This window comes from Arthrobacter agilis (assembly GCF_006494655.1).
GTDB lineage: Bacteria > Actinomycetota > Actinomycetes > Actinomycetales > Micrococcaceae > Arthrobacter_D > Arthrobacter_D agilis.
Window position 1 is genome coordinate 44,906 of sequence record NZ_VHIM01000007.1, and the last position, 12,045, is coordinate 56,950.

Consider the following 12,045-nt stretch of genomic DNA (forward strand, 5'->3'; position numbering starts at 1 on the left):
CCCGGACCCTCTCTGTGACATGCCGCTACGCGGCGATGACACCGCGAATCGGGCGCCGCACGCCCAGCACGTAGAATTCCGGTGTGACCGATTCACTAGCTCCCGTCCTTCCGCGTCTCGCGGAATCCGCTTCATCCACCACAGCAGGCCTCGATGCCTGGCGTTCGATGACCGCGGTCCAGCAGCCCTCCTGGCAGGACACGGAAGTCTATTCGTCGTCGGTCAAGGAACTCTCCAGCCTGCCGCCCCTGGTCTTCGCCGGGGAAGTGGACGTGCTACGCGAGAGGCTCGCCGCTGCCGCACAGGGCAAGGCCTTCCTCCTGCAGGGAGGCGATTGCGCCGAGACGTTCGACGGCGCCACGGCTGACAAGATCAGCGCGCGGGTCAAGACGATCCTGCAGATGGCGGTCGTCCTGACGTACGGCGCGTCGCTGCCCGTCATCAAGATGGGGCGCATGGCCGGCCAGTTCGCCAAGCCCCGTTCCTCCAACGACGAGACCCGCGACGGCGTGACACTTCCCGCCTACCGCGGCGACATGGTCAACGGCTACGAGTTCACGCCCGAGAGCCGCGGGCACGACGCGTCGCGCATGGTGAAGGCCTACCATACCTCCGCCTCGACGCTGAATCTGATCCGCGCGTTCACGCAGGGCGGCTTTGCGGACCTGCGCCTGGTGCACCACTGGAACAAGGGGTTCATGGCGAACCCGGCGCACTCGCGCTACGAGTCCCTCGCCCGCGAGATCGACCGCGCTGTCCGCTTCATGGACGCCTGCGGTACGGATTTCGAAGCACTCAAGCGTGTCGAGTTCTTCGCGAGCCACGAGGCCCTGCTCCTGGACTACGAGCGGGCCCTGACCCGCATCGACTCGCGGACATCGCTGCCCTACGACACCTCGGCCCACTTCCTGTGGATCGGGGAGCGGACCCGCGACATCGATGGCGCGCACGTCGACTTCCTGTCACGCGTCCGGAACCCGATCGGTGTGAAGCTGGGCCCGTCGACGTCCGCGGACGACGCCCTCGCCCTCATCGACAAGCTCGATCCGCACCGCGAGCCGGGCCGGCTGACCTTCATCACCCGCATGGGCGCCACGAACATCAGGGAGAAGCTGCCCACGCTGGTGGAGCGCGTCACGGCGTCGGGCGCGCAGGTACTCTGGGTCACCGATCCGATGCACGGCAACACGGTGACGTCGCCCAACGGTTACAAGACGCGCAACTTCGACGACGTCATCGACGAGGTCCGCGGCTTCTTCGAGGTCCACAACGCGCTCGGCACCTTCCCCGGCGGGCTGCACGTGGAGATGACGGGCGACGACGTCGCCGAGTGCCTCGGGGGTGCCGATCCGATCGACCAGGAGGCGTTCCTCGAACGGTACGAATCGGTGTGCGACCCCCGACTGAACCACATGCAGTCGCTCGAGATGGCATTCCTCGTGGCCGGAGCACTGTCCAAGAGCTGATGTGCAGCAGCGGAGGCGGGGACGGCGACATCGATCGCCGTCCCCGCCTCTGTGTCCGGCTCGATCGGTGGGCCCGGCAGCCATCACCCCGGAAGGCCGTGTGCCGGCGAGGACACGGGGCCCTGCAGGGAGCTGGGGTCAGGTGACCGTGATGCGGATCGTGGTTCCTTCAGGCTGCTCGCCCGCCGGGCTTTGGCCTGCCACCAGCCCGAGCACTGCGCTCCCGAACGTGTAGTCGACCTGCACGGTGAAGCCTGCAGCCTCCAGTGCCTCGACCGCGCGGTCCTCCGAGAGCGAGAACACGTTCGGCACCTTGACCATCCGCGGGCCCTGGGACAGAGTGAGCGTGACGACGCTGCCCCGCTCCACCTCCGCCCCGGACGGCGACTGGCTGACGACGGCTCCGGACGGTACGGTGCGACTGAACTCCCTGAGCTCGGCGACGGACGCGTCGAGGCCGGCCTCCTCCACAGCGGCGACGGCGTCCTGCTCGCCCAGGCCGACCACTTCGGGAACCGCGACCGGCGCCGGTCCCCGCGACACCACGAGATCCACCGTGCTGTTCCTCCGGCGCTCGACCCCTGCCTCCGGCGCCTGGCGGATGACTTCTCCGGCGACCACCGACTCGCTGTACTCCTCCTCGAGGGCTCCTACGGCGAGTTGTGCTGCCCCGAGAGCGGCCGCGGCGTCCACTCCCGTCCTGCCCGCGACATCCGGGACGGAGAACAGCTCCGGACCCTTCGAGACGGTCAGCTCCACCCGCTCGAAGCGCCTCACGTCCGTCGACGCTGCCGGCTCGGACGCGATGACGAGTCCTTCGAGGACCGTCTCGTCGAAGACCTCCTCCGCGGACGCGGCGAGGCCCTGCCCGTCGAGGACGGCCCGTGCTTCCGCCAGCGGCACGTTGGTGACGTCCGGAAGCGTGACCAGTCCGGCCGGCCCGGCGCCGAACAGCCAGCCGGCGCCGGCGACCAGCCCGGCGAGGAGGATCAGCAGCACCACCAGGACGCGTGCGGACCGGCGCGGTCCCTTGCCCTGCAGTGTCTTCTGCGGCCGCTGTGCCTGACGGGCCTGCTGGCGCTTCGTCATCGACCGCGCCGGAGTTCCGCCGGAGCCCGTTGCGGGATGGACGGCGTCGTGGGGGTCGGAGCCGGGGTCGGGCGCATCGTCGAAGCGGACGCCTGATGTGCCGGGATGGGGATGGCCGGAGCGGGGGTCGGCCCGGTCGGCGGGACGCGTGGGACCGGACCCGATGGCCGGCGCGGCCGAGGGCGGCGATGCGGGAAGGGACCCGATGACCCTCGTCGCGCTGTGATCGCCACCTATCACCCTGGTCAGGTTGTCCCCCGACGCCGGCGGGGACAGGAACTCGGTGGCACCGTCGGGTGTCCGGTCCGTGGCGTCGTCGCTGCTGTGCTGCACCCCGATCCGGGGCACCACAGCCGCTCTCAGGGGGTCCTGTCCGGGCTGGTTCTCCGCGTCCTGCTGCGGGCTGAAGTCCAGTTCCGCCGGTGTCAGGGTGCTGCGGATGTGGCGGAGCTCCCCGAGCAGGGCCGTGCCGTCGACCGGCCGGGAGTCCGGGTCCTTCGAGGTGCACCACAGGACGAGCTCGTCGATGTCCTCGGCAAGCCCGGGCAGCAGGCGGGACGGCGCCGGGACCTCGGACTGCGCATGCTGGAACGCCACCTGGATGGCGGATTCACCCGTGAAGGGCTGCCGACCCGTCAGGAGTTCGAACAGCATGACGCCCGTCGAGTAGATGTCGCTCTGCGCTTCGGCGGGCCTGCCCAGCACCAGTTCGGGGGAGAGATAGGCCACGGTGCCGACCAGCGTCGCTGTGCCCGTGGTCACCGAGACGGCACGCGCCAGGCCGAAGTCGGCGATCTTCACCTGGTCGGTCCGCGAGAGGAGCACGTTCTCGGGCTTGACGTCGCGGTGGATGATTCCGGCGTCATGGGCGGCCGCGAGGCCCTCGACGACGGCGTCGAGCAGGTCCAGCGCGTGGCGGGGTGTGAGCCGTCCGCGCTCGCGGAGGACGTCCCGGAGGGTGCGACCCTCGACGAACTCCATGACGAGGTAGGCGACGGGCTGCCCGCCGATCTCGTCGACGCCCTGGTCGAGCACTCCGACCACGTGGGGGTGGGACAGACGCGCCGCGGACTTCGCCTCCTGCTCGAACCGGTCGATGAACCCGGGTTCCTCCGCCAGATGCGGAGAGAGGACCTTCAGGGCCACGCGGCGGTCCAGCCGGCGGTCCAGGGCGAGGTAGACGGTGGACATGCCACCCCGGGCCAGCCGTGACTGGACCACGTAGCGGCCGTCCACAGTGGCCCCCTCGAGCGGGTCCTTCCGTTGCTGGTGCACCCTCCGATACTAGACGCGGGCAGCGGAAGGGGACGGGACCACCACGCGACCCCGTCCCCTCACCGGCCGGTCGAATTGCCGTCGGTCCGGCCGGTGCTGCCTAGCGGAAGTTCTTCTGGTGCCCCTTGATCGCGGCCACGTACCGCTTCGTGTCCTCGTACATGCCCCGAGACTGCACCGAGTACTGGCCCTGGTAGTAGGAAGCGATGGCGATCTCCTCCGAGGGGCTCGTCCTGAGCAGCGATCGGATGATGGCGATGCCCGCCGTCGCGTTGTCGTAGGGGTCCATCAGGTTGAGCTTGCGCCCCACGAGGTCACTGGCCCACTGACCCGAGGACGGGATGACCTGCATGGTGCCGATGGCGTTCGCGGGGGACACGGACCTCTGGTTGAAGCTCGATTCCTGGAAGGCGAACGCGAGCGCGAGGCTCGGGTCCACGCCCATGGAGCGGGCCGTGTCGGCAACGATCTTCTTCATCTCGGCCGGGGACGGCGCGGGCAGGGAATTGAGGAGGGCCTTGTTGGCGTTCGCGTCGGCGACCACGGCGTCCGGGTAGGTGTAGCCGAGGAACGACGAGGGGACGAGATTGGTCGGGGCGGGAGCGGGGGCCGGCGCCGGCGTGGTGCCGCGACCCGGGATCGTCAGTGTGCGTCCCGGGTAGATGACCGTCGTCATCGACATCTTGTTCGCGCTGAGCAGCGCGGACAGTGCGACGCCGTTGCGGGAGGCGATGGCGCCGAGGGTGTCGCCGGGCTTGATCGTGTAGGAGCCGGCCGGTGCGGGGGCGGGTGCCGGAGCGGGCTTGGCGGCGGGCTTGGGGGCGGCTGGTGCCGGTGCTGCAGGGGCCTTGCCGCTGATCGCGAGCTTCTGGCCCGGGTAGATGATCGACGTCATCGAGAGCCTGTTGGCCTTCAGCAGGGAGTCGAGGCTCACCCCGTTGCGGGAGGCGATGGCGCCGAGGGTGTCGCCGGGCTTGATCGTGTACGAGCCGGCCGGTGCGGGGGCGGGTGCCGGAGCGGGCTTGGGGGCGGCTGGTGCGGGTGCCGCAGGGGCCTTGCCGCTGATCGCGAGCTTCTGGCCCGGGTAGATGACCGACGTCATCGAGAGCCTGTTGGCCTTCAGCAGGGAGTCGAGCCTCACGCCGTTGCGGGAGGCGATGGCACCGAGGGTGTCGCCGGGCTTCACGACGTAGGAGGATGCCGTCGTCTTCGTCACGGGAGCGGCGGCCGCCGGTGCCGGGCGGGCCTTCGGGGCTGAGCCACCGGAGAGTTTGAGCTTCTGTCCCGGGTAGATGACGGTGCGTGCGTTCATCCGGTTCAGGGTCAGCACGGCGTCGGTCGTCAGCCCGAAGCGCTTCGCGATGGCGCTGACGGTGTCACCCGGCTTGATCGTGTAGTCGGCAGGAATGGTCGCGGCGGCGACGGCGATCCGCTGGGACGGCACCTGGACGGCGACGAGCGCGGCAGGCACGACGGCGCGAGCCGGTACGTGGGCGACCGGGCTCACCAGATGCCGGGTCGCAGGAGCCAGGGGTGCCGGTGCTGCCGTGGCCGGCTGGGCGAGGGCTACGGAGGACAGCATCACCGCGGGCAGGGCGGCGGTGGTCACGGCAACCGACAGGGCGCGTGGACTGGCACCCACGGGCTTGCTGCGGACGCCGGGCAGCGGTGCGTTCGATCGCTGGGCATTCATGATTCGTTCCTCGTCTGTTGGCGGCTGAGTCCGCGCGGACGCACGCGCCCGGGAGTGTTTCTTCCTGACCGGACGCGTGCAGATACTGGTGATGCTTCTGTGTCATGTGTTGTTACTGTTACCTCTGTGACTCCTGAGAATTTACACTACGTGAGCCATATCACAAGCACTGAACCGGGAGCGTGACATCAGGGTTCGGCGTGTCGATCCGCCGCCGCAGCCTCGCGTTCCGGGAATCGGAGGATCGGCGCCTGCCGGGCGGCCGGCGTGCGGTGCCCCGAGTGGAGTCGGCGCACACTGCCATGGCACGCTTGGACAGTGAATGAACTCGAAGAACTCGTACCCGCCTGGCTGAATCTCCCCGACGTCGCCGTAGCCCTCGATCTGCCGATCACCAGGGTGCACTCGCTCATCAGTGAGAGGGCCCTCGTCAGCGTCCGCATCGGGGAGAGGAACATCCGCAGCGTGCCTGCCGACTTCCTCGTCGACGGCGCGGTGCTCGACAGCCTTCGGGGCACCGTCGTCGTGCTGGGCGATTCCGGTTTCACGGACGAGGACATCATCCGCTGGCTCTACACCGAGGACGAATCACTCCCCGGACGTCCGATCGACGCCCTGCGTGAAGGGCGGAAGACCGAGATCCGCCGTCGGGCCCAGGCCGCGGCCTGGTAAGGCCTCAGGCCGTCCTCGTCACCGCTGCTTCCGCGAGGAGGCGGAGCGCCTCGGTCGAGACGGGGTCGGTGCCGAGGATGTCGAGAGCGGCGAAGGCCTCGGCGGACTTCTCCTCGATGAGGCGCTCGGTGTCCGCGAGGGCACCGCTGGCGACGATCAGCCCGCGCAGCTCGCGGATGGCCCCGGCGTCGAGCGCGGTATCACCCAGCATGCCGTTGATCCGCACGCGCTCGTCCTGGCTGCCCGAGGCCAGGGCCCGCGCGATCAGGAACGTGCGCTTCCCCTCCCGCAGGTCGTCGCCCGCAGGCTTGCCCGTGACCTCGGGATCCCCGAAGACCCCCAGCACGTCGTCGCGCAGCTGGAACGCCTCGCCGAGCGGAAGGGCGAATGCGGAATAGGCGGACAGCAGGGAGTCGTCCGCGCCCGCGAGGGCTCCGCCGAGCATCAGCGGCCGCTCCATCGAGTACTTCGCGGACTTGAAGCGCAGGATGTTCAGGGCGCGCTCCTCAGCGACCTTCGGTGTCTGGTCCGGCCCCACGGCCTCTTCGAGGAGGTCGAGGTACTGGCCCGCCATGACTTCCGTGCGCATCCGGTTGAAGATGGTCCGTGCGGACCGGCCCGCGTCCTGGGAGCACGACGCCGTGAACAGCTCCTCGCTGAAGGCCAGGCAGAGGTCTCCCGCGAGGATGGCGGCCGAGACGCCGAAGCGTTCGGGGTCGAGGTGCCACCCCGCATCCGCATGGCGGGTCGAGAACTGGCGATGCACGCTCGGCCGCCCGCGGCGCGTGTCCGATCTGTCGATGATGTCGTCGTGGATGAGTGCCGCTGCCTGGAAGAACTCGAGGGCGGTGCCGGCGGTGACCGGCGCGGCGTCGTCCGCCGACCCGCCCGCTGCCCGCCAGCCCCAGTAGCACAGGAGGGCTCTCATCCGCTTGCCCCCGCCCGTGAGGGTGGCGATGCTCGAGATGAGAGGTACGCATTCGGGGGAGATCTCGGTGAGTACCGCGCGCTGCTCGGCGAGGAATTCGTCGATCGTCCGGGTCAGGGAGGAGCGGAAGGCGTCCTGCTCGGCACCCAGGGCCGAACGCGAGGACGCCGTGAGGCTCGGAACCGGTGCCGTGGCAAGCGTGCCGCGACCGGTGTCGCTGCTGGAGGCGGCGCCGCCCTCGTTCGGAGTGGCAGGTGCGGACAGCATGGTTCTCCCGGGCTACTCGGCGGTTCTGATGCTTTCACTCTAGCCTTCGGATTGCCGGTTCCATCGCCCGGGTGGGCCCGCATCCCCACTGCCGTGAGAGGTGTCAGTGACACTGCGTACGATGTGTGCGTGCCAAAGGATCAGGGGTCGCCGACGGTCGACTACGCCGAGTGCCACATCCTGCACATCGACATGGACGCCTTCTTCGTCTCGGTCGAACTGCTGGACCATCCGCATCTGCACGGCGTTCCGGTGGTGGTCGGATCCCCCTCCGGGCGGTCCGTGGTGCTCTCCGCCTCCTACGAGGCCCGGGCCTTCGGTATCCGTTCCGCGATGCCGATGTCCATTGCCATGCGGCGCTGTCCCGGCGCCGTCATCCTGCCTCCCCACCAGCGCCGCTACTCCGAGGTGTCGCAGCAGGTCATGCGGATCTTCCGCTCCGTGACGCCACACGTGGAGCAGCTCAGCGTGGACGAGGCCTTCCTGGACATCGCGGGATCGATGCGCCGACTGGGCGGGCCCCGCGAGATCGGTGAGCAGGTCCGCGCGGAGATCTCCTCGACCCTCGGCATCACCGCGAGCGTGGGAGCCGGGACCACCAAGTTCGTTGCCAAGATCGCCTCGACCCGTGCGAAGCCCGACGGTCTCCTGCTGATCCCCGGCGACCAGACGGTCGCCTACCTCCATACCCTGCCGGTCTCCGCACTCTGGGGCGTCGGCGCGAAGACCCAGGAGGCCCTCGCGCGGATCGGCATCCACACCGTCGAGGACGTCGCCCATACTCCCGTGCCCACGCTGAGACGTCTGCTCGGATCTGCCGGAGAGCACGTCCACAACCTTGCCTGGGGGAGGGACCCGCGGAGGGTGGTGGTGTCGCGGGCCGAGAAGAGCATCGGGGCGGAGGAGACCTTCGCCACGGACATCGAGGACACCAACGTGCTCCAGCGCGAACTGCTCCGCCTCTCACACAGGACGGCGGCACGGCTTCGGGCGTCCGGTAATCGTGCCGGAGGCGTCGCACTCAAGCTCCGGTACGCCGACTTCAGTACGCTGACGCGGTCGAAGAAGCTCGATGAGCCGGTCGACAGTGCCAACGCCCTCTATGCCGCCGCGACCTCGCTGCTGGCGGTCCTCGGTGACCGGCCCATGCCGGTGCGCCTGATCGGCCTGCGCGCCGAGTCACTGGAATCGGGCGGGGACGGTTCGACGCAGTTGACCATCGACCGGCGGGACGACAACTGGCGGCTCGCCGAGCGGGTGCTCGACGACGTCAACCGGAAGTTCGGCGAGGCCCGCGTCATTCCTGCCGGGTTGCTCGCTCCGCGGAAGCAGCCCGGGGCGAACGACGGGCCGGCGACCGGCGGATGACGGGGCGGCGCAGGCGTATAAGGCCCCTCCCGGGGTCTGCGAAAGACCCCGAGGATTCCGCATTGTGACTTTCCGGCCGGCACAGAGCAAACTAGTCTTTAATCAGGTAGTCCACCTACCGTCCAGCACGCAGATCCACCGTCCGGAGCCCGCGATCACAGGCCCCTCCATCGGGAACCGGGCCAGCTCGCGGGACGTTGGGTGGATGGAGGAACGTTGGTACTCACATCAAGGAGGCGGTCATGGCACTCTCGGAACACGAGCAGAGGTTGCTTGATCAGCTTGAACAGCAGTTGCACGCCGACGATCCCAAGTTCGCGCACTCGATGGCCTCGGAATCCCGTACGTCGATGTCGACGCGGCGCCTGGTCATCGGGTCGCTGATCACGATCGCAGGCATCCTCGTCCTGCTGGCGGGGATCGTCTACCAGAACATCTTCATCGGAGTCGCCGGATTCCTGGTCATGGGCGCCGGCGTGTATTTCGCCACGACGAAGTCCAAGCAGGCCGTGTCGGGCGAGCCCGCCGGCAAACCGTCGAAAGCGACGGCGGCCGGCAAGAGTGGATTCATGTCCAGTCTCGAGAACAAATGGGACGAACGGAAGCGCGACCAGACCTGAGGTGCCTCCCCGGTGAGGACCACCGGCACAGCTGATCACGAGGGAAGAACCCGCCGCGGCGGGTTCTTCCTTTTTTTGGTCCTGATTGCCAGGGCTCCGCCTCTCCACATCGTCCCTCCCGCTCCACGTCCCTCCCTTCCCTCCACTTCGCTCCACCATCCCTCGCGGAAGCCCGCGGCCCGCGACGGCGGGGAGAAAAGCGCCGACACGCGAGCGAAAAGTGCCGCGCCGCGCTCGAGGAGCGTTGACCGGGGAGAGTTGTGGAGTAAAGTGGAGAGCATAAGAGCAAGACAGCAACACGCTGGGCTCGGCGGACTCAGAACAGGCGGTCAGGGATGTTCCTCGGAACGCATACCCCGCGCCTCGACGAGAAAGGCCGGCTCATCCTGCCGTCGAAGTTCCGCGACGAGCTGGGCGACGGCCTGGTCCTCACAAGGGGGCAGGAACGTTGCATCTATGTGTTCAGTGCACGTGAATTCGAGAGGGTCCACGAGCAGATGCGGGCGGCACCGATCTCGTCACGCCAGGCGAGGGACTACAACCGCATCTTCCTGTCGGGTGCCTCGGACGAGGTTCCTGACAAGCAGGGAAGGATCACCATCCCTCCGGCCCTGAGGACGTACGCCGGCCTCGACCGGGACCTCGCGGTCATCGGTGCGGGCAGCAGGGCCGAGATCTGGGCTGCAGGGGCATGGGAGTCCTACCTCACGGAGAAGGAGACCGCCTTCTCGGAGACGGATGAAGACGCCTTTCCCGGGATCATCTGACCAGCACCACCAGCAGCACCAGCACGACGCGGTTGAAGAAGGTCTCTTGGATGAGATCTCCAGCCGCCGGACAGGATCCACTTCCTGGCTCCACTTCCCCGGAGCCAGGCGGGGACAGTCCGGCCGGATGGGGGTCTGATCCAAGAGCGCGGGGAGGGCACCCCGCGGGCCTGCAGAGATAGCCGGACGAGACACGACGAACTGCAGGAAGGAGAGGCCATGCGCGATGACCGGCCGACGGGCGAGCGTCACGTCCCCGTCCTCCGTGATCGTTGCGTCGCCCTCCTCGCCCCCGCCGTCCTCGCCGCCGAAGCGGCCGGCCGTCGCGCCGTCGTCGTCGATGCGACGCTCGGTATGGGCGGCCACTCCGAGAGCATGCTGGAGCGATTCCCCGACGCCCACCTGATCGGCATCGACCGTGATTCCGAGGCCCTCGATCTCGCCGGCCGGCGACTCGCACGCTTCAAGGACCGGACCGACCTCGTCCACGCGGTGTACGACGAACTCCCGGACGTCCTCACGGATCTCGGAGTCGACGGCATCGACGGCATCCTCTTCGATCTCGGGGTGTCCTCGCTGCAGCTCGACGAGCGCGACCGCGGCTTCGCCTACTCCTATGACGCGCCGCTGGACATGCGGATGGACACGACCACGGGCATCACGGCCGCCGAGGTGGTCAACACCTATGCGGAAGCAGACCTGCTCCGGATCATCCGCGCGTGGGGCGAGGAGAAGTTCGCAGGTCGCATCGCGTCGGCGATCGTGAGCGCCCGGGCCGACCGCTCCTTCCGGACCACGGCAGAGCTGGTGGAGGTGATCCGGGGCGTCGTGCCCGCCGCTGCCGCCCGTACCGGCGGACACCCCGCGAAGCGTACGTTCCAGGCACTCCGGATCGAGGTCAACGAGGAACTCTCCGTCCTGGAACGCGCCGTCCCGGCGTCGATCGATGCGCTCCTTCTAGGCGGCCGGGTCGTGGCCATGTCCTACCACTCGCTCGAGGACCGGATCGTGAAGAGTGCCTTCGCCGCCGGCACGAAGTCCTCGGCGCCCGTCGGCTTCCCCGTGGAACTCGAGGAGCACAAGGCCTATCTCCGCTCCCTGACGCGCGGCACGGAAGCGCCGACGGCGGACGAGATCGAGGAGAACCCGCGCGCCGCGTCGGCAAAGCTGCGCGCAGTTGAAAGAATCAAGGCAGCACCCGTGGACAGGAAGAACCGATGAGCCAGACACTTACCGCTGAGAAGCGACACGGAGCGGCGAGCTTCTCCAGCAACGGTGCACTCGCGCTGGCCCCGAAGCGCTACGCGAGTCCTTCCGCCGGCGTGCCAGTGCGCTCGACGGACGTCCCGGCGCAGAAGCAGCGCACTCCGCTGTCCGTGGTCCCCGCCGCTCCGACGCGACGGCGCGTCCCGTTCGCCGTCTTCAGCCTCATGGTGCTCGGTGCCGCCCTGGCGGCAGTGCTCATGCTCAACATCTCCGTGTCGGGGACCCAGTACGAGCTCGTCAAGCTGCGGAACCAGCAGACCGCGCTCAGCCAGCAGAACGAGGCCCTCGTCCTCGAGATCGAGGCCAGGGAAACGCCCCAGAATCTCGCGGCCGCCGCGACGAAACTCGGGATGGTGTCCTCCCCGACCTTCGGGACCATTGAGCTAGATTCGAAGAAGGTGACGGGCACCCCGGAGCCCGCGAAGGAAGGCCCCAAGCCCGAGGTCCTCATCGCCGCGCCGAACCTCGCCACGGAGCAGTCGGCAGCCGCCGGAGCGTCCGTGGACGTCCTCCCGCCGTCGGCCTCGGACGAGACCCCGGTCGACGGCGATGCGGGCAGCGCGGCGTCCGGCACCCTTCCGGGCCCGGAGCAGGGTGGCTCCGACCGGTAGCAGGTGTCGCCTGTCCCCGCCCG

Annotated in this window: 10 protein-coding genes; 7 read left to right on the forward strand and 3 right to left on the reverse strand. The window is 68.8% G+C overall.

Annotation, left to right across the window (positions count from 1 at the left end):
- Nucleotides 1-83 precede the first annotated feature (83 nt).
- Nucleotides 84-1,466, forward strand: coding sequence for a class II 3-deoxy-7-phosphoheptulonate synthase (locus tag FJV46_RS11645; protein WP_087025696.1), 1,383 nt, complete (start codon nucleotides 84-86; stop codon nucleotides 1,464-1,466).
- A gap of 138 nt (nucleotides 1,467-1,604) precedes the next feature.
- Here FJV46_RS11645 and FJV46_RS11650 read toward each other — a convergent pair whose 3' ends face one another.
- Both FJV46_RS11650 and FJV46_RS11655 read right to left on the reverse strand, forming a co-directional pair.
- Complete coding sequence (locus FJV46_RS11650) at nucleotides 1,605-3,830, reverse strand: Stk1 family PASTA domain-containing Ser/Thr kinase (RefSeq protein ID WP_232008625.1); 2,226 nt, start codon at nucleotides 3,828-3,830, stop codon at nucleotides 1,605-1,607.
- Between the two features lie 100 nt (nucleotides 3,831-3,930).
- Nucleotides 3,931-5,523: a lytic transglycosylase domain-containing protein gene (locus FJV46_RS11655; RefSeq protein WP_087025699.1), complete on the reverse strand. Its 1,593-nt coding sequence runs from the start codon at nucleotides 5,521-5,523 to the stop codon at nucleotides 3,931-3,933.
- Nucleotides 5,524-5,841: 318 nt separating this feature from the next.
- On the opposite strand from FJV46_RS11655, the gene FJV46_RS11660 reads away from it, so the two are divergent.
- On the forward strand, nucleotides 5,842-6,195 hold the full coding sequence (locus FJV46_RS11660; protein ID WP_087025703.1) for an Rv2175c family DNA-binding protein: 354 nt from the start codon (nucleotides 5,842-5,844) through the stop codon (nucleotides 6,193-6,195).
- A gap of 4 nt (nucleotides 6,196-6,199) precedes the next feature.
- On the opposite strand, the gene FJV46_RS11665 is transcribed toward FJV46_RS11660, so the two are convergent.
- A complete protein-coding gene (locus FJV46_RS11665) occupies nucleotides 6,200-7,390 on the reverse strand; it encodes a polyprenyl synthetase family protein (protein WP_087025706.1) in 1,191 nt (396 codons plus the stop codon).
- Between the two features lie 129 nt (nucleotides 7,391-7,519).
- Here FJV46_RS11665 and dinB point away from each other — a divergent pair, with 129 nt between their 5' ends.
- The 5 genes from dinB (at nucleotide 7,520) to ftsL (ending at nucleotide 12,022) form a co-directional block, all read left to right on the forward strand.
- Nucleotides 7,520-8,758 (forward strand): DNA polymerase IV, encoded by a 1,239-nt coding sequence (gene dinB / locus FJV46_RS11670; protein WP_306298269.1) that lies wholly within the window; start codon nucleotides 7,520-7,522, stop codon nucleotides 8,756-8,758.
- Between the two features lie 242 nt (nucleotides 8,759-9,000).
- On the forward strand, nucleotides 9,001-9,378 hold the full coding sequence (locus FJV46_RS11675; protein WP_087025709.1) for an SCO2097 family morphological protein: 378 nt from the start codon (nucleotides 9,001-9,003) through the stop codon (nucleotides 9,376-9,378).
- 335 nt (nucleotides 9,379-9,713) lie between these two features.
- A complete protein-coding gene (gene mraZ / locus FJV46_RS11680) occupies nucleotides 9,714-10,145 on the forward strand; it encodes a division/cell wall cluster transcriptional repressor MraZ (RefSeq protein ID WP_087025712.1) in 432 nt (143 codons plus the stop codon).
- A 219-nt stretch (nucleotides 10,146-10,364) separates the two neighbouring features.
- The gene (gene rsmH / locus FJV46_RS11685; RefSeq protein ID WP_087025715.1) at nucleotides 10,365-11,366 is read left to right on the forward strand and encodes a 16S rRNA (cytosine(1402)-N(4))-methyltransferase RsmH; all 1,002 of its coding nucleotides are present in this window, start codon (nucleotides 10,365-10,367) and stop codon (nucleotides 11,364-11,366) included.
- Nucleotides 11,363-12,022 (forward strand): cell division protein FtsL, encoded by a 660-nt coding sequence (gene ftsL / locus FJV46_RS11690; protein WP_087025718.1) that lies wholly within the window; start codon nucleotides 11,363-11,365, stop codon nucleotides 12,020-12,022. The genes rsmH and ftsL overlap by 4 nt, the downstream gene beginning before the upstream one ends.
- The last annotated feature ends 23 nt before the right edge of the window (nucleotides 12,023-12,045 follow it).